At 65.4% G+C, this 23232-nt stretch carries 26 protein-coding genes; 19 read left to right on the forward strand and 7 right to left on the reverse strand.

Annotation, left to right across the window (positions count from 1 at the left end):
* Nucleotides 1–19 precede the first annotated feature (19 nt).
* Both metK and JGU72_RS11615 read left to right on the forward strand, forming a co-directional pair.
* Nucleotides 20–1234 carry a methionine adenosyltransferase gene (gene metK, locus JGU72_RS11610; protein WP_199684059.1) on the forward strand — a complete coding sequence of 405 codons (1215 nt, stop codon included), beginning with the start codon at nt 20–22 and terminating at the stop codon, nt 1232–1234.
* Nucleotides 1235–1246: 12 nt separating this feature from the next.
* Nucleotides 1247–3235, forward strand: coding sequence for a primosomal protein N' (locus tag JGU72_RS11615; RefSeq protein ID WP_199684060.1), 1989 nt, complete (start codon nt 1247–1249; stop codon nt 3233–3235).
* Here the strand turns inward: JGU72_RS11615 and JGU72_RS11620 are convergent.
* Nucleotides 3192–3722 (reverse strand): GNAT family N-acetyltransferase, encoded by a 531-nt coding sequence (locus JGU72_RS11620; protein ID WP_307828392.1) that lies wholly within the window; start codon nt 3720–3722, stop codon nt 3192–3194. The genes JGU72_RS11615 and JGU72_RS11620 overlap by 44 nt on opposite strands.
* A gap of 99 nt (nt 3723–3821) precedes the next feature.
* On the opposite strand from JGU72_RS11620, the gene JGU72_RS11625 reads away from it, so the two are divergent.
* Nucleotides 3822–4493, forward strand: a complete 672-nt coding sequence (locus JGU72_RS11625) for a PadR family transcriptional regulator (RefSeq protein WP_374101105.1) — start codon at nt 3822–3824, stop codon at nt 4491–4493.
* 68 nt (nt 4494–4561) lie between these two features.
* Nucleotides 4562–5557 (forward strand): esterase/lipase family protein, encoded by a 996-nt coding sequence (locus tag JGU72_RS11630; RefSeq protein WP_199684061.1) that lies wholly within the window; start codon nt 4562–4564, stop codon nt 5555–5557.
* A 95-nt stretch (nt 5558–5652) separates the two neighbouring features.
* On the opposite strand, the gene JGU72_RS11635 is transcribed toward JGU72_RS11630, so the two are convergent.
* Nucleotides 5653–5859 carry a hypothetical protein gene (locus JGU72_RS11635; protein WP_199684062.1) on the reverse strand — a complete coding sequence of 69 codons (207 nt, stop codon included), beginning with the start codon at nt 5857–5859 and terminating at the stop codon, nt 5653–5655.
* A 186-nt stretch (nt 5860–6045) separates the two neighbouring features.
* On the opposite strand from JGU72_RS11635, the gene def reads away from it, so the two are divergent.
* Genes def through JGU72_RS11655 form a run of 4 tightly spaced genes read left to right on the forward strand, consistent with a single transcriptional unit; the run spans nt 6046 to nt 9349 of the window.
* A complete protein-coding gene (gene def, locus JGU72_RS11640) occupies nt 6046–6594 on the forward strand; it encodes a peptide deformylase (RefSeq protein WP_199684063.1) in 549 nt (182 codons plus the stop codon).
* A gap of 1 nt (nt 6595) precedes the next feature.
* A complete protein-coding gene (gene fmt, locus JGU72_RS11645; RefSeq protein WP_199684064.1) occupies nt 6596–7519 on the forward strand; it encodes a methionyl-tRNA formyltransferase in 924 nt (307 codons plus the stop codon).
* Nucleotides 7516–8955, forward strand: coding sequence for an RsmB/NOP family class I SAM-dependent RNA methyltransferase (locus JGU72_RS11650; protein ID WP_199684065.1), 1440 nt, complete (start codon nt 7516–7518; stop codon nt 8953–8955). Before fmt ends, JGU72_RS11650 begins: the two co-directional genes overlap by 4 nt.
* A gap of 49 nt (nt 8956–9004) precedes the next feature.
* The gene (locus JGU72_RS11655) at nt 9005–9349 is read left to right on the forward strand and encodes an MmcQ/YjbR family DNA-binding protein (RefSeq protein WP_199684066.1); all 345 of its coding nucleotides are present in this window, start codon (nt 9005–9007) and stop codon (nt 9347–9349) included.
* A 2-nt stretch (nt 9350–9351) separates the two neighbouring features.
* Here JGU72_RS11655 and JGU72_RS11660 read toward each other — a convergent pair whose 3' ends face one another.
* Nucleotides 9352–9807, reverse strand: a complete 456-nt coding sequence (locus tag JGU72_RS11660) for an SRPBCC family protein (protein ID WP_199684067.1) — start codon at nt 9805–9807, stop codon at nt 9352–9354.
* Between the two features lie 40 nt (nt 9808–9847).
* Here JGU72_RS11660 and rpe point away from each other — a divergent pair, with 40 nt between their 5' ends.
* Nucleotides 9848–10528: a ribulose-phosphate 3-epimerase gene (gene rpe / locus JGU72_RS11665; protein WP_199684068.1), complete on the forward strand. Its 681-nt coding sequence runs from the start codon at nt 9848–9850 to the stop codon at nt 10526–10528.
* Here the strand turns inward: rpe and JGU72_RS11670 are convergent.
* Nucleotides 10515–11804: a glycosyltransferase gene (locus JGU72_RS11670; RefSeq protein WP_199684069.1), complete on the reverse strand. Its 1290-nt coding sequence runs from the start codon at nt 11802–11804 to the stop codon at nt 10515–10517. The two genes, rpe and JGU72_RS11670, sit on opposite strands and share 14 nt — an antisense overlap.
* Before the next feature lie 94 nt (nt 11805–11898).
* Here JGU72_RS11670 and JGU72_RS11675 point away from each other — a divergent pair, with 94 nt between their 5' ends.
* Nucleotides 11899–12534, forward strand: a complete 636-nt coding sequence (locus JGU72_RS11675; protein WP_199684070.1) for a TetR/AcrR family transcriptional regulator — start codon at nt 11899–11901, stop codon at nt 12532–12534.
* On the opposite strand, the gene JGU72_RS11680 is transcribed toward JGU72_RS11675, so the two are convergent.
* The gene (locus JGU72_RS11680) at nt 12457–13005 is read right to left on the reverse strand and encodes a pyridoxamine 5'-phosphate oxidase family protein (protein ID WP_199684071.1); all 549 of its coding nucleotides are present in this window, start codon (nt 13003–13005) and stop codon (nt 12457–12459) included. The two genes, JGU72_RS11675 and JGU72_RS11680, sit on opposite strands and share 78 nt — an antisense overlap.
* Nucleotides 13006–13029: 24 nt before the next feature.
* On the opposite strand from JGU72_RS11680, the gene JGU72_RS11685 reads away from it, so the two are divergent.
* The 7 genes from JGU72_RS11685 to JGU72_RS11715 all read left to right on the forward strand — a co-directional run bounded on the left by JGU72_RS11685 (nt 13030) and on the right by JGU72_RS11715 (nt 19177).
* Nucleotides 13030–13515, forward strand: a complete 486-nt coding sequence (locus JGU72_RS11685) for a MarR family winged helix-turn-helix transcriptional regulator (protein WP_199684072.1) — start codon at nt 13030–13032, stop codon at nt 13513–13515.
* A gap of 44 nt (nt 13516–13559) precedes the next feature.
* A complete protein-coding gene (locus tag JGU72_RS11690) occupies nt 13560–15266 on the forward strand; it encodes an HNH endonuclease signature motif containing protein (RefSeq protein WP_199684073.1) in 1707 nt (568 codons plus the stop codon).
* A gap of 78 nt (nt 15267–15344) precedes the next feature.
* A complete protein-coding gene (gene ribD, locus JGU72_RS11695) occupies nt 15345–16331 on the forward strand; it encodes a bifunctional diaminohydroxyphosphoribosylaminopyrimidine deaminase/5-amino-6-(5-phosphoribosylamino)uracil reductase RibD (protein ID WP_199684580.1) in 987 nt (328 codons plus the stop codon).
* 4 nt (nt 16332–16335) lie between these two features.
* Nucleotides 16336–16941 carry a riboflavin synthase gene (locus tag JGU72_RS11700; protein WP_199684074.1) on the forward strand — a complete coding sequence of 202 codons (606 nt, stop codon included), beginning with the start codon at nt 16336–16338 and terminating at the stop codon, nt 16939–16941.
* 60 nt (nt 16942–17001) lie between these two features.
* Complete coding sequence (locus JGU72_RS11705) at nt 17002–18258, forward strand: bifunctional 3,4-dihydroxy-2-butanone-4-phosphate synthase/GTP cyclohydrolase II (protein ID WP_199684075.1); 1257 nt, start codon at nt 17002–17004, stop codon at nt 18256–18258.
* Nucleotides 18255–18737 carry a 6,7-dimethyl-8-ribityllumazine synthase gene (gene ribH / locus JGU72_RS11710; RefSeq protein WP_199684076.1) on the forward strand — a complete coding sequence of 161 codons (483 nt, stop codon included), beginning with the start codon at nt 18255–18257 and terminating at the stop codon, nt 18735–18737. Before JGU72_RS11705 ends, ribH begins: the two co-directional genes overlap by 4 nt.
* Nucleotides 18734–19177 carry a PH domain-containing protein gene (locus JGU72_RS11715; RefSeq protein ID WP_199684077.1) on the forward strand — a complete coding sequence of 148 codons (444 nt, stop codon included), beginning with the start codon at nt 18734–18736 and terminating at the stop codon, nt 19175–19177. Before ribH ends, JGU72_RS11715 begins: the two co-directional genes overlap by 4 nt.
* A 16-nt stretch (nt 19178–19193) precedes the next feature.
* Here JGU72_RS11715 and ggt read toward each other — a convergent pair whose 3' ends face one another.
* Nucleotides 19194–21140: a gamma-glutamyltransferase gene (ggt, locus tag JGU72_RS11720; protein ID WP_199684078.1), complete on the reverse strand. Its 1947-nt coding sequence runs from the start codon at nt 21138–21140 to the stop codon at nt 19194–19196.
* Here ggt and JGU72_RS11725 point away from each other — a divergent pair, their 5' ends adjacent.
* The gene (locus JGU72_RS11725; protein WP_199684079.1) at nt 21141–21827 is read left to right on the forward strand and encodes a response regulator; all 687 of its coding nucleotides are present in this window, start codon (nt 21141–21143) and stop codon (nt 21825–21827) included.
* The gene (locus tag JGU72_RS11730) at nt 21824–23017 is read left to right on the forward strand and encodes a sensor histidine kinase (protein WP_199684080.1); all 1194 of its coding nucleotides are present in this window, start codon (nt 21824–21826) and stop codon (nt 23015–23017) included. Before JGU72_RS11725 ends, JGU72_RS11730 begins: the two co-directional genes overlap by 4 nt.
* Here the strand turns inward: JGU72_RS11730 and JGU72_RS11735 are convergent.
* Nucleotides 22997–23191, reverse strand: a complete 195-nt coding sequence (locus JGU72_RS11735; protein ID WP_199684081.1) for a CbtB domain-containing protein — start codon at nt 23189–23191, stop codon at nt 22997–22999. The genes JGU72_RS11730 and JGU72_RS11735 overlap by 21 nt on opposite strands.
* Nucleotides 23192–23232 lie beyond the last annotated feature (41 nt).

Below are 23232 nucleotides of genomic sequence, written 5' to 3' on the forward strand. Positions count from 1 at the left end.
GTGTTCGAGAGGAAGATCTGTGAGCAAGTCCGGGAGCCGGCTATTCACCAGTGAGTCCGTGACGGAGGGTCATCCGGACAAGATCTGTGACGCCATCAGCGACTCGATTCTCGACGCTCTGCTTGCCGCCGACCCGCGCAGCCGGGTCGCCGTGGAAACGCTGGTGACAACCGGCCAGGTTCATGTCGCGGGCGAGGTCACCACGACCGCATACGCAGACATCCCCAAGATCGTGCGAGACAAAGTGCTCGAGATCGGCTACGACAGCTCCGCAAAGGGCTTCGACGGCAATTCCTGCGGTGTCAACGTCGCGATCGGTGCACAGTCACCCGAGATCGCTCAGGGCGTCGACCGGTCGCACGAGGCGCGCGTCGACGGCGTCGAGGACGACGAGATCGATCGCCAGGGGGCCGGCGACCAAGGCTTGATGTTCGGTTACGCCACCAAAGAGACGCCTGAGCTGATGCCGCTGCCGATCGCTTTGGCGCACCGGCTCGCTCGCCGCCTCACCGAGGTCCGCAAGAGCGGTGTGCTGCCGTACCTGCGACCGGACGGCAAGACCCAGGTCACCATCGAATACGACGGTGACAGCGCGGTTCGTCTCGACACGGTCGTCATCTCGACGCAGCATGCGGCCGACATCGATCTCGACAACCTTCTGACGCCGGATATCCGCGACAAGGTGCTCGGCTCGGTTCTTGCCGACCTCGACCTGCCGACCCTCGATACGTCGAATGTGCGCCTGCTGGTGAACCCGACGGGGCGATTCGTCCTGGGTGGACCGATGGGCGACGCGGGGTTGACTGGTCGCAAGATCATCGTCGACACCTACGGCGGCATGGCCCGCCACGGTGGTGGTGCGTTCTCCGGCAAGGATCCGTCGAAGGTCGACCGGTCCGCCGCGTATGCGATGCGCTGGGTTGCCAAGAACGCAGTTGCCGCAGGGCTCGCCGACCGCATCGAGGTCCAGGTCGCGTACGCGATCGGCAAAGCTGCGCCCGTCGGCCTCTTCGTCGAGACCTTTGGCACCGAGCACACCGATCCGGCGAGAATTCAAACGGCGATCAGCGAGGTGTTCGACCTGCGTCCCGGCGCGATCATCCGCGATCTCGATCTGTTGCGTCCGATCTATGCGCCGACCGCTGCCTACGGGCACTTCGGCCGGACCGACATCGATCTGCCGTGGGAGCACACCGATCGCGCCGAGAAGTTGCGTGGCGCCGCCGGTCTCTAGCCGCGCGCACGGGTGACAATCCCGCTACCGATCGCGCGGGTTCTGCCTCTGCTGCAAGTTCCGCACCTGGATCGCGAGTTCGATTACATCGTTCCGGACGAGCTGGACGACGCTGCCCAACCGGGTGTTCGCGTTCGTGTGCGCTTCTCCGGACGGCTGGTGGACGGATTCGTCGTCGAACGGATTGCGGCGTCGGATCACCCGGGAAAGCTGGGCAAACTCGAACGGGTGGTGTCCGCCGAACAGGTGCTGACCCCGGAGGTCTCGGCACTCGTCGATGCGGTCGCGGCGCGGTATGCCGGCACGCGCGCTGACGTCCTCCGGCTCGCAATACCGCCGCGACACGCGCGGGTCGAGGCCGAGAATGCGCCTGAAGACGAGCCGGTGCCCGAGTTCGAATTGGACCCGGCAGGATGGGCGACCTACGTGCACGGCGAGGCTTTCGTCGAAGCACTGCACGCGGGCCGCAATCCGCGGGCCGCGTGGCAAGCGGTGCCCGGCGAAGACTGGCCTACCCGCCTTGCCGAGCTTGCCGCGACAGTTGCGGCCAGAGGCGAGAGCGTCGTCCTCGTCGTCCCGGATCAGCGTGATCTCGACCGTCTGAACGCTGCCTGCACAGCCCTGCTCGGCGACGGGCACGTGGTCGCCCTCGCGGCAGGTCTAGGCCCGGCGCAGCGATATCGGCGCTGGCTGAAGGGGCTACGGGGGAGCGCCCAGGTTGTCGTCGGGACACGTGCCGCGGTGTTCGCGCCGGTTCGCAGTCTCGGCTTGATCGGAATCTGGGACGACGGTGACGACAGCTTCGCGGATCCGCGCTCGCCGTACCCGCACGCGCGCGAGGTCGCACTGCTGCGCGCGCACGAGACGGGGTGTGGATTCGTCGCGGGCGGTTTTGCTCGGACGGCGGAGGTGCAGTCGCTCGCCGACACCGGTTGGGCGCACGACCTCGTAGCGCCGCGCCCGACCGTTCGGGATCGCTGCGCGCACATCGTCGTTCCGGGTGACACCGATATCGCTTTGGAGCGCGACCCGAGTGCGCAGAAAGCGCGACTACCGGCGATTGCCTTTGCCGCCGCCCGTCGATCACTCGACGGTGGCGCTCCGGTGCTGGTCCAGGTTCCGCGCCGCGGCTACGTGCCGTCGTTGGCCTGTGCGAAGTGCCGGACCCGTGCCAGTTGCCGAAAATGCCATGGCCCGCTTGCACTCAGTTCCGGTGGTGCCGAAGCTGCGGCACCGGAGTGTCGCTGGTGCGGCACTGCCGACCCCAACTATCGCTGCGGCGCATGCGGTTCGCGCAGTTTGCGGGCGTTGGTGGTCGGTGCAGGGCGCACGGCCGAGGAGCTCGGCCGGGCGTTTCCCGGTGTCCCCGTGCACAAGTCGGGCGGTTCCGACGTGCTGGCAACAGTTCCCGACGGAGCCGGCCTTGTCGTTGCAACAGTCGGTGCGGAGCCGACAGTCGCGGGCGGCTACGGCGCAGCCCTGTTGCTGGACGGTTGGGCATTGCTCGGTCGCGCGGACCTGCGAGCCGAGGAAGAGGCGCTTCGGCGCTGGATGAACGCGGCCGCGATGGTGCGCTCGGCGCGCGCGGGCGGCCAGGTGGTTGTCGTCGCGGAGCCCGGCATCGCCACTGTGCAGGCATTGGTGCGCTGGGATCCGATCGGTCACGCGAGCGGTCAACTCGCCGAGCGCGCAGAAGTCGGATTTCCGCCCGCAGTCCGCATCGCCGCACTCGATGGTGGCATCGACGCGATCGAATCGCTCCTTACCGGTGCCGAATTGCCCACGGAAGCAGAACAATTGGGTCCGGTGCCGCTGCCCGACGGCGCTCGTCCGCCTGCCGCGGGGGATGGTGAGCCCGTCGATGTGGTCCGCATGCTGGTGCGAGTTCCGCGATCTGCGGGTGCGGGTCTTGCCCGCGCATTGACGGCAGCTCAGGCCGTCCGCAGCGCGAAGAAGATCAGCGCACCGGTGCGGGTGCAGATGGATCCGATCGGGCTATAGCGCGGCGCATGACTATCCGTGGCCACGCGTCGAGGCCAAGCTCGGCTTCGTGTGCCCTGATTGCGAGCAATGCTGGACTCGGGTCGGGATCCTCGACGAATCCGAGGCGCGAGTAGTACGGACCGTTCCACGGCACGTCGCGATACGTGGTGAGCGTCAGTGCGACGCGATGCCGTTCGCGCGCCACGGATTCGAGGTGCTCGATGAGCGCGGCGCCTATGCCCCGACCTGAGTAGTCCGGATCTACGGATACCTGCTCGATGTGGGTGCAGTCGTCGACGTCGAACGCGATGAGGTATCCGCAGACCACGCCCGACTGGGTGTAGACCCACGCTCGCCCAGTGCGGATGAACTCCGTCAGCGTGGCTTCGCTTGGCGGGTCGTCGTCCGCGACTGTGTCCATGCCCAGCGCACGAAAGGCTTCGCCCGCGGCGTCTTCGATCGACTGGAGGCGGGCGATGTCGTGAACTCTCGCAGGCTCGATCACATGAGCATTCTCGCAAACGCGCAAAATTCTTATTGACGACGATGCATTGACGATATATCGTCGATAGTGTCAATCAAACAAGCCTGAAGGAGGCTGACAATGCAGCAGAACCACACAGAGCACGAAAATATGAATCGACGTCGCCAGCGCTTCGAAGAGCGCCGCGCCGAAATGCACGACCGATTCGAACAGCGCCGGCACGAACATCACCGGCGGGGGCCGCATGGTTTCGGTCCGCGATTCGGCCCGGACGCAAACTTCGGTCGCGGCCGTGGTCGCGGGGGTCGAGGTCGACGCGGAGATGTCCGCGCTGCGATCCTGCTCCTGCTCGAGTCCGAGCCCATGCACGGATACGAGCTGATTCAGCAGATCCGCGACAAGAGCGATGGCGTCTGGAAGCCGAGCCCCGGCTCGATCTATCCCGCACTCGCGCAACTCGAGGACGAGGGTCTCGTCATCATCGAGAAGGTTGCCGGTCGCAAGACGGCGAAGCTGACCGATGCGGGCACCGCGTTCGTCGAGGCAAATCGGACCGAATTGGGCGACCCGTGGGCGGACGTCAACGCGGAGGTCGGCGATCAAGCGCTGGACTTGCGTGGGCTGTCGGGCCAGTTGATGGGTGCGGCTGCTCAGGTCGCCGCTGTCGCCACGCCGGCGCAAGCAAAGCGCGCGGGCGAGGTGCTGATCGAGGCTCGGCGGGCGTTGTACCGCATCCTCGCCGAGGACGACGTCGACGCAGGTCAGGACACAGAAGAAACCGCTGGCGAATAGTCCGAATCCGGTAACGAAGCTGTAACCTCGAAAGTGAAACGTTTTCACAAGCGAAGCGATTCCCAATCATGGTCCATGCGCTCCGGGGGAAGCGGTTCCGTTCCCGCCTAGCAGTTCTCGCGCCTCTCGTGACGGCACTCGCCGTCACGTGGTCGGGCATCGCTGCGGCCGATCCGGCGAGCATCTGGACCATTCCGGCAGAGCCCGGCCCGGTGCAGACTGTCCACGGGGATGCGGCCACCTACGAGAACCATCATTTCGACGCGGCACCGCCGGGCGCGAACGACTTCGCCTGTCAACCGTCCGCAGCGCATCCTCGTCCGGTGATCCTCCTGCACGGAACCGATTCCAGCGCGTACAACGATTACGCGGCACTGTCGCCGCGGCTCGTCGATGCCGGCTACTGCGTGTTCGCCGTGAACTACGGGCGGAATCCGGAGAAGGACACCTACGGAACCGAGGACATGGTAGTCAGCGGGTACCAGGTCAAAGAGTTCGTCGGCTTGGTACTGAGCAGGACGGGCGCCCAGGCGGTCGACATGATCGGCTACTCCCAGGGCGCGACGATCGCTCGCTACTACATCAACCGGCTCGGCGGCGCGGCACACGTCGGACAGTGGATCGGCATCGCATCCCCGAGCTACGGCGGGGTGATGTACGGCGCCGGACCCGTTGCGCAGACCATGCCGGGTCTGGTCGACGCGCTGACACCGGTCATCACGAAAGCCGTCGTGCAGCAGATGCAGGGCTCGGACTTCCTCGTCGCGCTGAACGCAGGAGGAGATACCGCGCCCGGAGTGCGCTACACAACGATCGGATCGCGCGTCGACGAGGTGATCCAGCCGTTCGAAAACATCGCCCTGCACGGGCCGGGCGCCACCAATCTCGTTGTCCAGGACCTGTGTCCGCCGAATATGACCGGGCATTTCCAGCTGGTGTACGACCCGTTCACACTGCAGTTGATCATGAATGCCATGGACCCGGACCGGGTCGTCGAGCCGGTGTGCGTTCCGGTGGCCTTGGGTACCGGAATTCCGGAAGTTATTGCGTCAGCACACTCGTAGCTCGGATCGAGCTAAAAAAGGTGGTCGGGCGGGGGTTTTCAACACCCCGCCCGACCACCTTTTACGTTTTACCCGGTCAACTCCGACCTGGGGTGTTATTCGGCGAGCTTTGCAACAGCCTGTGCCCACAGGAAGTACTTGTTCGTACCAAGATCACCTACGGTCTTGACGCCCAGCGCCTCGGTGAGTAATGCCGCCTTGGCATCGCTGATCCCCTGCAGGGCCGCAACCGGTGCTTTCGCCAATTCCTCGACCGACTTGTCTTCGTATGCCTTGTCGAACTTGTCCGCAATTCCAGCCATCTGAACCTCCATGTGTTCTCGTACCTGAACTCGGCCGTTGCTCGTCTAGCGCGACCACTGGACAGTTAATACGCCGCAGCTGGCCGTGTACACGGTTTCGGTCAGCGAGTTGCCTGCTGCCGGCGCGAGCAGCGTCCCTAGACTGGTCGTGTCCATCAGTGCCTGCCGCCAGACCCTGGAGCCGTTTTGACCGTTCAACCTGTGCGCCTGTTCGGCGATCCGATCTTGCGGTCGAAGGCGGTTGCCGTCGTCGACTTCGATCGGGAGCTGCACAAACTGGTTGCCGATCTCGAGGACACGATGCATGAGGCGGGTGGCGCCGGCCTCGCCGCGCCACAACTCGGCGTGGGTCTGCGCGTCTTCGCCTACGACGTCGGAGACTTCAGTGGGCACATGGTCAATCCGACATTCGACGTGGTCGGTGCCGAAGAGCAATTCGGTCCGGAAGGCTGCCTGTCCATCCCCGAGTTGCGGGCAGATTGCCTGCGTGCGCTCGAAATCGTCGCCCGCGGGTTCGACATGCACGGGGAGCCGATCACGGTGAAGGGGAGCGATCTGCTGGCCCGATGCATCCAACACGAGATCGACCACCTCGACGGCGTGTTGTTCGTCGACAGGCTCGATCCAGCAGCACGCAAGGAAGCGATGCGCTTCATCCGGGAATCGACGTGGTTCGGGGTGGCAGAGCCGCCGACGATCAAGGCGAATCCGCTCGGCCTGCACGGCAGGCGGTGACGTGCGAATCGTCTTTGCCGGAACGCCGGAACCCGCTGTGCCGTCGTTGCGACGGCTGATCGAATCGTCGCGTCACGAGGTCGTCGCAGTCGTAACTCGACCTGACGCAGTTGCAGGCCGGGGCAGGAAGGTGACGCGGTCACCCGTCGGACTGCTCGCCGACGAGCACGGCATCCCGGTGCTTACCCCGCGGAAGCCGTCGGAGCCGGACTTCGTCGACCAGCTACGGCAGCTCGCGCCCGACTGCTGCCCGGTGGTGGCCTACGGGGCGTTGCTCCCGAAGTCGGTTCTCGACCTACCCCAGCACGGCTGGATCAACCTGCACTTCTCGCTGCTACCAGCCTGGCGCGGGGCGGCACCTGTGCAGGCCGCCGTCCAAGCCGGCGACGAGTTCACAGGTGCCGCAACATTTCTGATCGAGGAAGGACTGGATACAGGTCCCGTCTTCGGCGTCGTCACCGAGCGAATCAAGGCACACGACACCGCTGGCGACCTCTTGGCGAGGCTTGCCGACAGCGGCGCGCACCTACTCGAGTCAACCCTCGACGGTGTCGAAGTCGGTGCACTGCAACCTGTTCCGCAACCAAGCGATGGGGTTTCCTACGCACCGAAGGTGACCGTGGAGGCTGCGCGAATCCGATGGGATCAGCCGGCATCCGCGATCGACCGGCATGTTCGGTCCGTCACGCCCGCACCGGGTGCCTGGACGACGATTGCTGACCTGCGTGTCAAGGTGGGACCCGTGACCGTCGCCGAACATTCGTTGCCGGCGCAGACGATCGAAGTGACAAAGGCGGGCGTGTTCATCGGCACCGGCACCACTGCCGTCCGACTGGATGCTGTTCAGCCCCAAGGGAAGAAGATGATGAAGGCATTGGACTGGATACGTGGAGCACGGCTCGGCACGGACGCGGTGGCGGAGTGAACGAGTCGCGACGGCCGTCGCGAGGATCGGGCTCGCGGCCCGGTGACCGCACCCGGAGACCGAAGAAGCCGGTCAGTCCCAATGCCGCCGTTGCGCGCGACGAACCTCGCCTCGCTGCTCGGGACGTTCTGCGCGCAGTCCGTGAGCGTGACGCCTACGCGAATCTTGTTCTGCCGGCGCTACTGCGTGAGCGGCGGATCTCTGGCCGCGACGCGGCGCTCGCCACCGAACTCGCATACGGCACGTGTCGGGCCCAGGGGTTCCTCGACGCGGTGATCGAGAAGTGTGCGGGCAGACCGGTCGCCGAGATCGACGGTCCGTTGCTCGACGTTCTGCGACTCGGGGTGTACCAACTGCTGCGGACGCGCATCGGCGCGCACGCAGCGGTCGCGACATCGGTCGACCTCGTCCGTGTCGAATCCGGAAGTGGGAAAGCAGGTTTCGTCAACGCTGTCCTGCGTCGTGCGAGCGAGAAATCCGCCGACGAGTGGACACTCGCGCTTGCACCCGATGCTACGAAGGACCCGATCGGCAACGCGGCGTTCGAATTCGCGCATCCGAAGTGGATCGCGCAGGCCTTCGCCGATGCTCTCGGCACTCGCGCGGGGGAGTTGCGCGACGTTCTCGCTGCGGACGACGCGCGACCCGTGGTGCACCTCGTCGCACGACCGGGGGAGATCTCGGCGGAAGAGCTTGCGCTCATCACAGGTGGTGAGCAAGGCAAATTCTCGCCGTACGCGGTGTACCTGGACGGTGGTGACCCTGGCGCATTGGAGCCGGTCCGCGATGGCCTCGCGGGCGTGCAGGACGAGGGCAGTCAGCTCGTCGCGCGGGCACTGACGGTTGCGCCCGTTGAAGGCACAGACGCGGGTCGGTGGCTCGACCTGTGCGCGGGGCCGGGTGGCAAGGCCGCCCTGATCGGAGCACTCGCTGGGATCGACGGCTTCCGGCTCGACGCGGTCGAACCTGCCGCGCATCGCGCCGAACTGATCCGGAAGACCACTCGGGAACTGCCGGTCGATGTGCATGTCGTCGACGGTCGGTCCTCGGGGCTCACGCCCGGCTACGACAGGATCTTGGTCGACGCACCATGCACCGGACTCGGCGCGCTGCGGCGTCGCCCCGAATCCCGCTGGCGCAGAACTTCTTCCGATGTCGCAGAACTGGTCCGGTTGCAGCGTGAACTGCTCGGCGCCGCTATCGAACTGGTGCGTCCGGGCGGGGTCGTCCTGTATTCGACCTGTTCGCCGCATCTCTCGGAGACGGTAGGTGTGGTCGCCGACGCGGTCCGCCGGCATGGCGTCGTCGAACTCGATACGCGGCCGCTGGTGGGCGATGTCCCCGACCTGGGCGACGGACCGAGTGTGCAGCTGTGGCCGCACCGGCACGGCACCGATGCGATGTTCATGGCTGCGTTGCGTAAGCCGTCGGTCTGAGTTCCCATTCGTGCAAGCGTGCACGCACTGTGTGCGTAAGACTTGGCGCATGGGAATGACATGGGACGACGTCGTGCGGATCGCAAGCGAACTGCCCGGTGTCGAAGAAGCGGCCTGGTACAACACGCCATCACTCAAGGTGAGTGGAAAAGGTTTCGCGCGCTTGCGATCCGAAGCCGAGGGCGGAGTTGTGCTCATGTGCAGCCTCGAGGAGAAAGAGGCTTTGCTGGCCTCTGGCGACAAGGCCTACTACACAACTCCGCACTACGACGGATACGGCTCGATCCTCGTCGACCTCGAGCATGCGCAACCTGACCAGGTCGCCGAGCTCGTCGAAGAGGCGTGGCGGATCAAAGCGCCGAAGAAGTTGGTCAAAGAACTCGACGGGAGTTAGGCCTACTTCTTTGTCGCGTAGTGCTTCACGATCTGCTCGCGAAGGTGCTTGTCCACGTGGCGAATTGCCGGCCCGACGACCGCCTGAATGACACGATCGAGCGCCTTTCCGGCGAAGCCGCCGCCGACTTTGTAGTCGACGACTGCGTTGATCTTCGTCGTCTCGTCGTCGACGGCCTCGAAGTTCCAGGTCGTCGTCGCCTCGATGCCTTTGACCGTGTGCAAGGAGATGAACGAGTTCTCTTCGAACCTCGTCGTCTCGATTCGTACGTGCAACGTCGTCGGCCCGAGGTTGATACCTGTGTCGAAGGCCGCGCCGACGCCGCGGGTCAACTCGGTGACCGGAACGAACTCTTTGACGCCGAACATCCATTTCGGAACGTTCTTGTAGTCGGAGCAGTACTCGAATGCGACCTCGATCGGTGCCTTCGTTTCGGCGCTGTGGCTGACGTGACCCATGCCCGACAGGCTATCGAACACTGACGTTAAACTTTCCCGCGTGCCTGCACCGATGATCGCGCCGTCCATTCTGTCCGCCGACTTCGCTCGTCTTGCCGACGAAGCGAGGGCCGTCGAGGGGGCCGAGTGGCTTCACGTCGATGTGATGGACGCGCATTTCGTACCGAACCTGACGCTGGGCCTTCCGATCGTGCAGAGCCTGCTCAAGGCAACCGATATTCCGCTCGATTGCCACCTCATGATCGATAACCCAGGTCGCTGGGCGCCACCGTATGCCGAAGCGGGCGCATACAACGTCACGTTCCACGCGGAGGCAACCGACGATCCAGTTGCCGTCGCACGAGACATTCGGGCCGCGGGCGCGAAAGCTGGTTTGAGCATCAAGCCGAACACCCCGATCGAGCCTTATCTCGAGATTCTCCAGAACTTCGACACGCTCCTGGTGATGAGCGTCGAGCCCGGCTTCGGTGGTCAGTCGTTCATCGCCTCGGTCCTGGACAAGGCGCGGACAGTACGTCGGCTCGTCGATTCCGGGGAGCTGCGCCTGATCGTCGAGATCGATGGCGGGATCAACGAAGACACCGTCGAAGCGGCGGCCGAGGCAGGCGTCGACTGCTTCGTCGCAGGCTCCGCCGTCTACGGGGCGAGCGATCCCGCAGCAGCCGTCCGCGCATTGCGGCAGAAGGCTGCTGCGGCCTCGCCGCACCTCACGCTCGCCTAGCGAGTCCTTCGAGGAGGTCCGCGGCTTCGTTCGCGGCGTCATGCTGCGCCATCTCGGCCTGAATCCGGCCTGCCGCGTCGCGGAACGACGGCTCGGACAACACTCTGCGAACCGCACCACGAACCTTGTCCGGCGACGGATGCGTCTTGCCAAGGCGCAGCCCGACGCCGGACCACTGGATTCGTGCCGCGTTCTCGGCCTTCTCCTCGGTGGTACCTGCCTGCACGATCGGAACGCCATGGGCCAGGGCGAGCGTGACACCCGTGTAGCCGCCGTTGGTGACGAAGACCTGCGCTTTCGACAACAGTTCGTCGTACGGAATCCATGGCACCACAATGGCATTCGCTGGAAGCGGACCGCCGAGCGCCGCTTCCACGTCCGCAACGGATGCACCGCCGGTGGTGACGACCTGCAGGACCGGCTCGTTCGCTAGCGCGCGGAGCGTGGGCACGATCAGTTCGGTCAGGTCGGGGCGCAGGCTGCCCTGAGTGACGTGAACGACAGGGCGGTCGGACCGCTCGAGCCTCGACCACCACGCGGGACGTTGCCATTCCTTGGGGTCAGGGCGCAGACCGCCGATCCAATGCACATGTGCCGGAAGAGCTTTCCGTGGATACTCGAAGGACGGCGTGCACGCCTGCAGATGCAGCATCGGTGAACTGAGCGATTCCAGCGCCGTGCGACGGTCGCGGGGGAGTCCGAGGTCGGTTCGGATGCGACGGTACGCGCGTTCGGCGTCCGCGAAGATCGTCTTTGCTGCGACCGTCTTGATCAGCCGATTCCGAAGACGCCCAACGGGTCCGCCCATGGGAAGCAAGCCGGGGCCGAACGGTGGCGTGTCGGCGTCGCCGTAGGTGAGCGGGCCGTCCGCGAAGGTTGCCCATGGAATGCCGTCCAGCTCGGACAGCATGCCGACGCCGAAGCTCAATCCTTCGGTGAGCATCGCGTCGACCTTATGCGCAGCGGTGATTCGGCGTAGGTCCGCGACGCGCTGCGGTGCATGTCCGACGAAGATGTCGGCGAAAGCCTTCCCGATCATTTTCGGTCCCGCTTGGCCGACGAACTCAGGGAAGAAATCGAACAGGTCTCCGCCGCTGAAGTCGAGTGCGTCCACGTACGGCATCGGGACTGCGCCGACTGCGGCGATCCGATCGTGAAAGGCTTTGCCGGAGTACCAGAGCACGGTGTGGCCGCGCTCCACGAGACGCGCCGCGATCGGCAGTGGATTGGTGGTGTGTGCCTCGATGGCGACCGAGGCGAACAGGAATGTGGCCATGCGGGAACTCCTTGAACTACTACCGGACGGGTGTTGTACTGAGGTGTACTGGTTGTAGTCAAGGTCGGTTCAATTTAGTGAGGATAAAATTAATTTGGATCGTCCCTACGTCAGCCCGATTCGCGCAGAGCAGGTCCGACTGACGCGCCGCCGCATCACTGATGCAGCCCACGCGCTGTTTCTCGAACGTGGGTACACGGCCACGACGATTGCCGCGGTAGCGGCGTCTGCGGGTGTGTCGGCGCAGACCGTGTACAACGTCTTCGGCACCAAACCCGCTCTGCTCAAGCATGTTTACGACGTCCGTCTGGTGGGCGACGACGAACCGATTCCGATGCAGGACCGGCCCGACGTGCGGGCGCTCTATACGGAAGAAGACGCGGCGCGATTCCTTCGTGGATACGCGACGCTGGGCGGGGCGGTGATGGAACGGCTCGGGCCACTGCTCGTCGTCATCGCGAACGGAGCAGGGAGCGATCCTGACTTGGCCGCGCACATCGTCACGGTCAATGGTGAGCGATTGGTCGGGACCGGCATGGTCGCGCAACGAATCAGCGACCTCGGCGCATTGCGGCGAGGTCTCGACGTCGACCGTGCGCGTGACCGGATTTGGACCCTCAACAGCCTCGAGGTGTGGAACCTGCTGACCGGCCTACGCGGCTGGTCCCACACGGAGGCCGTCGACTGGATCGGTGAGGCTATGTGCGACGCCGTGCTCGATCGTGGCTGAGCTCCAGTAGGGATACGGTCCGGCGGTTGCGAGGTTGACAGCTTCGACGACGCGAATCCGGAATGGCTGCAACAGGATTGCCGAGAAGCTCGCAGGCGAAGGCTCTCGATAGATCGGCTCGGGGTCGAATGCGGTCGGGCCCGTAGTCGCCAGTACGAGGTCCCACGCGGACTGCAGTTCCTCCTGCGTCGCGCTGCGCGCGCGGCAGTCCAGGTAGACCGCGTCGTGCGCCGGGGACCAGTACGAGCAGCTGACGTTTGCATTCGAAGTCAGGTGCTTGTGCGTGAGTGCGGTCGGCCGGCTCGTGACGAGGCCCAGCGCCTGTCCGGGGTTCGACGGCAGGCGCCAGACCGGGTGCACGATCCGCGAACGGGGTTCGCCGTTCCCGTTGACGGTCGTGACGGTCGCGTAGACGACCTCGTCGATGATTCGTTGCGCTCGCGGAACTACGTGTTCGTATGCGGATTTCATAGTGCACAACTATAGTTGTGGATTATGGCGGATGACAATGCTCTGGTCGATCTCTCGACGCTCGACCTGCCGGTGCTCATCTCGATTGCGGCCCGACTGGTCAACGAACAAGTACTGGCGCGATTGCGCACCGCGGGGTACGACGGCGTTCGGGAGAGCGACGGCTACTTGGTGCAGCACCTTATCGGAGGTCCGCAGACGCCCTCGGTTCTGGCTGCACGCCTTGGCATTTCGCAGCAGGCCGCGTCGAAGCGGGTGCGGGAGATCGAGGAGCGCGGCTATGTGGAACGAGTGCCCGACCCTGTCGATCGGCGGCAGACGCTGACGCGTCTCACGTCGCGGGGTGTCGGAATGGTCTCGCGGACCCGCGAGATTCGTGCCGAGCTCGAGGCTGAGTTCGGGGGGCTGGGAATCGATATTGCTGGCGTTCGGCAGGGATTGGTGGCAGTCGTCGAGGGTGTGGATCGGGCGCAGTCCTACCGCGAGCGGCAGGTTCGTGAGGGGGATTGATCGGGTCGGCATTTGTGTCGGTGGGTCGGTTTAGTATCGAACACATGAGCGAGGGTGGGGTGTGGGGGGCGGTGCGGGATGTGGAGTTGCTGGATGTCCTGCGCGATCGGCACCGGTCGGCGGCGGTGGCTCAGTGCGGTGAGGTGGACGCGGTCACCGAGCTGTATCGGCGTCGTGTGGTGTGGGACCGCAACCGTGGGGTGAACGCCCGCGATGCCGGGGAGACGGCGGGGGTGGAAGCGGCGGCGGCGTTGCGGGTGACGGAGGGAGTGGCGAATTCGTTCATCGATGTCGGGTTGGCGTTGCAGGGGTTGCCGTTGACGCGGGCAGCGTTCGCGGTGGGGGATATCGATCTGGCGCGGGTGCGGGTGCTGGTGGAGTTGACGATGAACCTGTCGGTGGAGTTGATTGCCCGGTTGGAGGGCCGGTTGGTGGATGCGGCGCGGTCGTCGAATCCGGGTCGGTTGCGGGTCAACGGGCGGCGTTGGATCGCGGCGGCGGATCCGTCGGGGGAGAAGGGTCGCCGGGAGCGGCGGGTCGAGGATCGGGATGTGCGGGTGCGGGCCACGGCGGATGGGATGGCGTTTCTGGACGGGTTGTTACCGGTCGGGGGTGCGCAGACGGTGGCGGCGCGGTTGGTGGAGCTGGCACAGGAGGTGTGTGGGAAGGATCCGCGGTCGTTTGCGCAGCGGCGCGCTGATGCGTTGGTGGTGTTGGCGGACGGGTCGGGCCGGTTGGTGTGTGGGTGTGGGCAGGGGGTGTCGTGTCCGGTGGCGGGGGTCGAGCCGTGTCCGGTGCGGAAGCCGTTGATTCAGGTGGGGGTGTCGGTGGAGACGTTGCTCGGGTTGCGGGAGTGGCCGGGGTATGTCGCGGGGTTGGGTGTGGTGGATGCGGATCTGGCCCGGATGTTGGCTGTGGACGGGCGGTGGGAATGGGTGATGGCGGCCATCGACGCGGCGGTGGAGCAGGAACGCCACGCGAGTCAGGACGGTGCCACGGAGGTTCCCGCCGAGCGGGTTGTGCAGGACGCGACTCCCGCCGCACCGACTGATCGGGTTCCGCAACCAGCACGTCCGCGGACCACTGCGGGCCGGACCGCTGCGGGCCGGGCGGTGGCGGCGGTCGGTTCGTGTGCGGGGTCGGGGGTGTGGGACGACCCGGAGTCGCCGGGGGCGTTGCGGTACGAGTGGAGTGCCGGGTTGGCTCGCTGGATCCGGGCCCGCGATGGGACGTGCCGGTTCCCGGGATGCGTGGTGGCGGCGGCGCGGTGCGATATCGATCATTGCGAGCGGTACAACCACCGTCGGCCTCGCGCGGGTGGTCGCACGATCCGCAGCAACGGGGCGTGTTTGTGTCGTCGTCATCATCGGTTGAAGACCGCGGGTGAGAACGGGGGTAACGGGTGGCGGGTCCGTCAACTCGGTGACGGTCGGTTGGAGTGGAGGACCCCGACCGGTGAACTGATTGCGACCGAACCGACCGGGGCCGGGTTTCTCTGGCCGACAACAGAGATTGGTGAGGTCTGCCCGAAACCAGTCGAGGTGCCGGAGTCGACCGACAAGGGTGGCTGGGTCGTGTGCTCCGACCCGACCTTGCTGCAGGAAATGAACCGGACCGGGATCACCGTGGAGGAGCAGCTGCGGTTCATCCTGGAGGTGGCGGGGGTGCAGGTGCGCCGCACACGCGTAAAGCCCCAACCACCTACACCGGCAGAGGACCCACCCGACCCCGACGAACCCCCACCGTTCTGATGGTGCGGCGACCGCCGCTCGACCACGTCGACATAAACTCTGCTCGTGCCGTCTTCTCCGACCGCGCCCGCCGCGGCGATGCGGCTGGCCATCGATGCTGCCGAGTCAGTGCGCGGCCGCACGTACCCGAACCCGCCGGTAGGCGCGGTCATTGTCGACCCGGACGGCTCAGTTGTAGGTATCGGTGCCACGCAGCCAACCGGCGGACCGCACGCCGAAGTCATCGCGCTGCAACAAGCCGGCGACAAAGCCCGCGGCGCAACGGCATTCGTCACCCTCGAGCCGTGCAATCACTACGGCCGCACGCCGCCGTGCACGAAGGCGCTCATCGACGCGGAGATCAGCGCCGTCCATTTCGCGATTGCCGACCCGAACCCTGCAGCCGCGGGCGGGTCCGAGGCGCTCGAGCGGGCGGGGATCCGCACCGAGCAGGGACTCATGGCCGACCAAGTCGCACAGGGGCCGCTCCGCGCCTGGTTGTTCAAGCAGAAGCACGCCCGACCCCACATCACCTGGAAATACGCCGCCAGCCTCGACGGTCGCAGCGCGGCGCGCGACGGCTCGAGCCAGTGGATCACCGGACCCGAGGCGCGGGCCCACGTCCACGCCGAACGAGCAAAGCTCGACGCGATCATCGTCGGCACCGGAACTGTCGAGGCAGACAACCCGTGGCTCACCGCGCGACTTTCCGACGGCAATCTCGCTCCGAACCAGCCGACCAGGGTCGTTGTCGGTCGAACCGAGATCCCGGCGTCTGCCAGAGTCCTCGACGACGCCGCTCCGACGCTGCTCGTCCGGACACACGATCCGCGAGAAGTTGTGGCCGCCCTCGCCGACCACACCGACGTCCTGCTCGAGGGCGGGCCCACTCTCGCCGGCGCATTTCTGCAGGCCAGGCTGATAGACCGAATCGTCGCCTACATCGCACCGGTCGTACTCGGAGCCGGGCAGTCGGCGCTGGGGGATGTGGGAGTCGGGAATATCGGTGAAGCCCTGCGGTTTCGACGTGAGTACATCGAGCCCATTGGAACTGACGTGATGCTGAGTTTGGTACCGGAGGAGTGACGCATTGTTCACAGGAATAGTCGAAGAGCTCGGCGAAATCACGGGGAAGGAAGACCTCGGGGACTCCCAGCGATTCACCGTCCGCGGACCGCTCGTCACGTCCGATGCGGGTCACGGTGATTCGATCGCCGTGAACGGTGTGTGCCTGACGGTCGTCGACGTCCTCGACGGCACGAGCTTCACCGCGGACGTCATGGCCGAGACGCTGAACCGTTCGAGCCTGGGCGCGTTGCACATCGGAAGCTCCGTGAATCTGGAGCGTGCGGCGGCGCTGAACAGCCGACTCGGCGGGCACCTCGTCCAAGGGCATGTCGACGGCACCGGGTCGATTATCTCGCGGTCGCCGTCGGAGCATTGGGAGGTCGTCCGGGTCGCGCTGCCCGACCAGATCGCCAAGTACGTCGTCGAGAAAGGTTCCATCACAATCGATGGAATCTCGCTGACGGTCTCCGCGCTGGGAGCGGGTACGGACGGCGACTGGTTCGAGGTCTCGCTGATCCCGACGACGCTGGAACTGACGACGCTGGGACGCGCGCCGGTAGGTACACCGGTGAATCTCGAGGTCGATGTGATCGCAAAGTACGTCGAGCGCCTGCAGCAACGCGGTTGAGCAGTCGTAGTGTTAAGTAACAATCGAGTGCCGATACAAGAATGAGCGGAGAACCCAGACGTGACCAGGTTCGATAGCATCGAGCGGGCTGTCGCCGACATTGCCGCAGGTAAGGCGGTTGTCGTGGTCGACGACGAGGATCGCGAGAACGAAGGCGACCTCATCTTCGCTGCGGAAAAGGCAACTCCCGAACTCGTCGCCTTCATGGTTCGCTACACGTCCGGGTATCTCTGTGTCCCGCTCGCCGGTGACGACTGCGACCGCCTCGGGCTCCCGCCGATGTACGCGACGAACCAGGACAAGCACGGCACGGCTTACACGGTCACCGTCGATGCGCGCGAAGGCATCGGCACCGGAATTTCGGCGTCCGACCGCGCCGCGACGATGCGCCTCTTGGCAGACCCCAATTCGAATGCGCACGACTTCACCCGTCCTGGTCACGTGGTTCCACTTCGCGCGAAGGAGGGCGGCGTACTCCGTCGCCCCGGTCACACCGAAGCTGCGGTCGACCTCGCCCGGATGGCAGACCTGCGTCCGGCCGGCGTGATCTGCGAGATAGTCAGCCAGAAGGACGAGGGCCACATGGCCCAGACCGAAGAGCTTCGGATCTTCGCCGACGAGCACAACCTCGCGCTCATCTCGATCGCCGACATGATCTCGTGGCGTCGCAAACACGAGAAGCACGTCGTGCGCGTCGCGGAGGCGCGGATTCCCACCAAGCACGGCGAGTTTCGGGCCGTCGGCTACCAGAGCATCTACGACGACGTCGAGCATGTGGCACTGGTTCGCGGCAACATTCCCGGCGACGACGGCGAGGGGAACGACGTTCTGGTCCGGGTGCACTCGGAATGTCTGACCGGTGACGTTTTCGGCTCGCTACGTTGTGACTGCGGTCCGCAGCTGGACGCGGCGTTGGACATGGTTGCGCAGGAAGGCCGCGGCGTTGTCCTGTACATGCGTGGCCACGAAGGCCGTGGGATCGGGCTGCTGCACAAGCTGCAGGCCTATCAGCTGCAGGATTCCGGGCACGACACCGTCGACGCAAATTTGCAGCTCGGCCTACCGGCAGACGCTCGCGACTACGGCATCGGCGCGCAGATCCTCGTCGACCTCGGGATCTCTTCGATGCGATTGCTGACCAACAACCCGGCGAAGCGTGTCGGTCTCGACGGTTACGGCCTGCACATCACCGACCGCGTACCGATGCCGGTGCGCGCAAACACCGAAAACCTCACGTATTTGCGCACCAAGCGCGACCGCATGGGCCACGACTTGATCGGGCTCGACGATTTCGACCATGGAGGAAACGTCCGATGAGTGGTACGGGTGTACCTGACCTTGCCCTCTCCGGTGCAGCGGACGTCAAGCTCGCAATCGTTGCTGCCCGCTGGCACACCGAGATCTGCGACGCGCTGGTAGCGGGCGCGCTGCGGACGGCGGAAGGGGTCGGCATTCTCGACGCGACAGTCGTTCGCGTCGCAGGCGCCGGTGAATTACCGGTCGTCGCACAAGCTTTGGCGCGAAGTCACGATGCGGTTGTCGCATTGGGCGTGGTGATCCGTGGTGGCACACCACATTTCGAGTACGTATGCGATGCGGTCACCGCTGGACTCACGCGCGTTTCGCTCGACGAGAGCACGCCGATCGGCAACGGTGTCCTGACGACCGACACCGAGCAGCAGGCGCTGGATCGCGCTGGTCTGCCTGGTTCGGCGGAAGACAAGGGCGAGCAGGCTGCCAGCGCGGCAATCGATGCCGCGCTGACGCTGCGTTCGCTGCAGAAAGTGTCGGCGTGACCTACGAACTCGAGATCCGGCCCAAACGGTCGACGCGATACGCGATCGGTACCGCCGTTTTCCTTGTGCTCGCCTTTGCGATCATCGCTTTGCTGCTGCGAAACTCCGATACCGGTGTCTACTTCACTGTCGCCGATCAGGTCGCGATGGTGCTGCTGGGCTTCGGACTCGCCGGAATCGCCCTGCTTTTCACCCGTCCGCGATTGCGCGCTAACGACTCTGGTGTGTGGGTACGCAACGTGGCGGGGGAGAAGCGGATCGATTGGGATCTGATTCAGGGGCTGTCGTTTCCCGACGGTGCCGCATGGGCACGGATCGAATTACCCGACGACGAATACATCCCGGTTATGGCGATCCAGGCGAACGACCGCGGCCTCGCGGTAGACGCGGTTCGAAGTTTCCGCGTCTTGGGCGACAAGTACGCGAGCGCCGAGAGCTAGTCGCGAATCTGGAGACTCAGCCTGTGACATCTCCCGTCACAGCACCTTCGCGCCGCGGATCTGCGCCACCGATCCATCCCGAGTCGGTGCGCTGCAGTGCACTCAGACCGCTGGTCTGCGGCGCTACAGACACTTGATCACCCATCGCCCGCAGCGCCGAGACAAGTGGGTCGGCCGCACCGTCGTTGGTGGCATCGATGTTCGGATGCTCACCGCCGACGCCCGTGACCGGCGTATTCGCGGCACCGAAGGCCACCGCCGAAACCGCCTGCTGGGGGTCGAGTCCCCAATCGAGCATGTTGACGAGCGTCTTCACCACGAACTGGATGATCACCGAACCGCCGGGCGAGCCGACGACCAGCTCGAGCGGGCCACGGACGCCGTCAGGGCTGCGATCGAATACGAGGGTCGGCGACATCGAACTGCGGGGGCGCTTGCCCGGTTCGACCCGGTTGGCGAGTGGCGTGCCGTCCGAGCTGGTCGGCGCCGCGGAGAAGTCTGTGAGCTGGTTGTTCAACAAGAACCCGTCGACCATGTGGAACGAGCCGAACGCAGACTCGATGGTCGTCGTCATCGACGCGGCGTTTCCGTACTTGTCGACGACGGAAATGTGGCTCGTCCCGTGTTCCGGCACCTGGCCGGGAATGCCGAGCGGGACCGGTCCGAAGTCTCCTGGCTGCGCCTGCCCCATGCTCTTGCCCGGATCGATGAGTGCCGCGCGCTGCTTCAAGTAGGCCTCGTTCAGCAGCGTTTCGGTCGAGTTGCCCGGTAGCGGAACGAAATCGGAGTCGGCGACATACTTGTCTCGATCCGCGTACGCCAACCGCTCGGCCTCGGCGATGAGGTGGACTGCCTTCGGATCGGGGACGCCGCCGTTGCGGTCGAGATCGGTGGGCATGAGCGCACCCAGGTCGAAGTTCGACAGAATTCCCAGCGTCGACGCGACCGCTGTGCCGCCTGACGACGGATTCGGCATGCCGCAGATCTCGTGGTCGCGGTAGCCGGTACACAACGCGGTCCGTTTCTTGGCCTGATACCCGGCGAGGTCCTCGAGCGTCATTTCGCCTGGCGTGCGGTCGCCGGTCGACGTGTCGGTCGCATCGACGATCGCCTGCGCGATCGAGCCCGTGTAGAACGCGTTGGCGCCGTCGGAGGCGATCGCTCCGAGTGTCTTGGCCATCGCGGGATTGGTCAGCTTTTCACCGGCGGGCTTGGGCTTTCCGTCGGGCAGCAGGAAGTAGTCACGTGCGGCGGGGTCGACCGCGAGATTCGGTGCGGACTCGGCGATCTGCTGGGCGAGCCGCGGGCTGATCTCCAGGCCCTGATCGGCGAGTGAGATTGCCGGGTCGAACAATTCGCGCCACTGCTTCCGGCCGTGTTCCTGATGGGCCAGCTCGAGCATCCGAACGGCACCGGGAACACCGATGGACCGGCCGCTCGCGCGCGCATCGGGTTTCGGCAGGGTGCGGTCGGTGTCGCTGATCCATTGCAGGTAGTTTTCGGTCGCGGCCGCCGGTGCAGTTTCGCGACCGTCGTAAGCGTCGACGGTGTTCTTCTCTGCGTCGTAGTAGAGCAGGAACGCACCGCCGCCGATGCCGGACGACTGCGGTTCGGCGAGCCCCAGCACCGTCTGGGCGACGATCAGCGCGTCGGCGGCGGTACCGCCGTCGCGCAAGACCTCGCATGCAGCTGCGGTCGACAACGGGTTCGCCGTCGACACCGCGAACGACGCTGTTTCAACTGCGGCCATGTCCGATCGATAGCCCGAGGCGATCTCCGGATTGGTCGACAGGTTCTGCGTCGTGCTGCCCGCAGGTGCCTCGGCGACCTTGGATATGGCTGTGCCGTTCGGTTCGCTCGTACATGGTTCCCGCGTTGCTTCGTCGTCACTCGACGAGCACCCGGTCAGCATTCCCAAGGCCAGGCCGGCAACTAGGGTGGCCCGCAGTCCGCGCTGGTTCATATGTCCAACCTAGTTCGCGAACGCGCGCTTCGTGGCAAGCTCGAGAACGTGACTGAAAAAGTGCGGGTGGTGGTCGCCGACGATCACCCGTTGTTGCGCGACGGCGTTGTGCGAGCACTGGTTTCGAGTGGTGTGATCGACGTGGTTGCGGAGGCGGACGACGGGCTCGCGGCGCTGGCGCTGATCAAGGAGCACGCGCCGCAGGTGGCCTTGGTCGACTACCGGATGCCGGGATTGGACGGCGCACAGGTTGCGGCGGCGGTCCGGCGGGACGGACTGGCGACGCGGGTGCTGCTCTTGTCGGCGCACGACGAGTCGGCAATCGTGTTCCACGCTCTGCAGGAGGGTGCGGCCGGGTTCCTGCCGAAGGAATCGACCAGGGCCGAGATCGTTGCCGGTGTACTCGAATGCGCCAAGGGGCGAGATGTGCTGGCGCCCAGCATGGCTGTCGGCTTGGCCGGTGAGATCCGGCGTCGCAGTGAGACGGCAGGTCCCTCACTGAGCAAGCGGGAGCTGGAGGTGCTGAACCTCATCGCCCGCGGCAACAGCATTCCGTCGATTGCCGGCGAGCTGTTTCTCGCGCCGTCGACGGTCAAGACGCATGTGCAGCGGCTGTACGAGAAGCTGGGCGTCAGCGACCGTGCCGCCGCCGTCGCCGAAGCCATGCGCCGCGGGTTGCTGGAGTGACCCGCCCGCAACGAGAGCGGGTGGTCGAGCACTACACGACCGAGTCAGTGCGGCTGACCGCGGTGCTGCGCCTGCCCCTCATCGGACTCATCATCCTGCTCGGCCCGATCGCCGAAATATCGCATTGGCTGCCTGTCGTCTACGGCAGCATTCTCGGCACCTACGCAGTGGCGGCCCTGCTCTGGCTACTGATCGTGTTGCGACAGCCTGTGCGCCCGTGGGCCGCGTGGGTGTCGACGGTGGTCGACGTCCTGGCAATCCTGGCCCTGTGCCTGACGTCCGGTGGTGCGACCTCGCTGCTGCTGCCGGTGTTCTTCCTGTTGCCGATTTCGGTCGCGTTCCAACTGCGGCCCGAGCTGACCGCCCTGCTCGGCACGAGCACAGCTTTCGGTTATCTCTCGGTCTGGATCGTCTACTCCAAGCGCGACGACACGATGGGTTTGCCCAACGAGATCTACCTGTATTTCGGCTTCCTGTTGTGGCTCGCGATGGCGACCACGGCCCTGTGCTTCGTGCTCGTCCGTCGGTCGTCGAACGTGATTGCGCTGCTCGACATTCGGAAGCGGCTGGTGAGTGAATCGATGGAGGCCGACGAGCGGCAGCGCCAAGAGTTGGCGGAGCAACTCCACGACGGACCGCTGCAGAACCTGTTCGCGGCCCGGCTCGGTGTGGAGGAGGCCGCGGAGCGCAACCCCGACTCGGCACTGGATGCCGTCGATGCGGCGATTCAGAGCACGGCCGCGCAGCTGCGATCGATTGTGACGGCGTTGCACCCGCAGGTGCTGGCGCAGCTGGGTCTGACGGAGGCCTTGCGGGAGTTGGTGCGCGACTTCGAGCGGCGTGGAGCCTTCGAGATACGTGCCGAGCTAGCAGAAGTCGGCCGCCCGGAAGTGCAGTCGCTGCTCTATCGAGTCGCGCGAGAGCTGCTGTCGAACGTCTACAAACATGCGCATGCAACGACGGTGCACATCGAGCTGGCAATGTCGGAAGAAGATCTCACGCTGACGGTCTCCGACAACGGCGCCGGTTTCGACCCGGCGGTATTGGAACAGCGAATTACTGAGGGGCACATCGGACTTGCTTCGGTGTTCGTCCGCGTCGAATCGCTGGGCGGGGCTGTTGCACTCAGCTCCGGCGCCGACGGGACCCGGGTCTCGGTCAGCGCGCCGTTAGTGGCAGGGCAGTCCTAGAAGGTGCCGCCCGTCGTGCATCAGCTCGTGCAGGTACATGCCGCTTCGTGAGATCGCGCCCTGGTCGAACCCGACCAGGTACAGCGCAAGCAGTGCGAACAGCACGACGCCGACGGCAACCAGGGCTGCGCGGGTCGCCTCGGCGGCGGAGGGTGCGGTATGTACGAGTGCCATGGCTTCTCCGTGGTGATCGACATCACAGGGGCGCGAACTTT

This window comes from Antrihabitans auranticaus (assembly GCF_016481275.1).
Taxonomy (GTDB): domain Bacteria; phylum Actinomycetota; class Actinomycetes; order Mycobacteriales; family Mycobacteriaceae; genus Antrihabitans.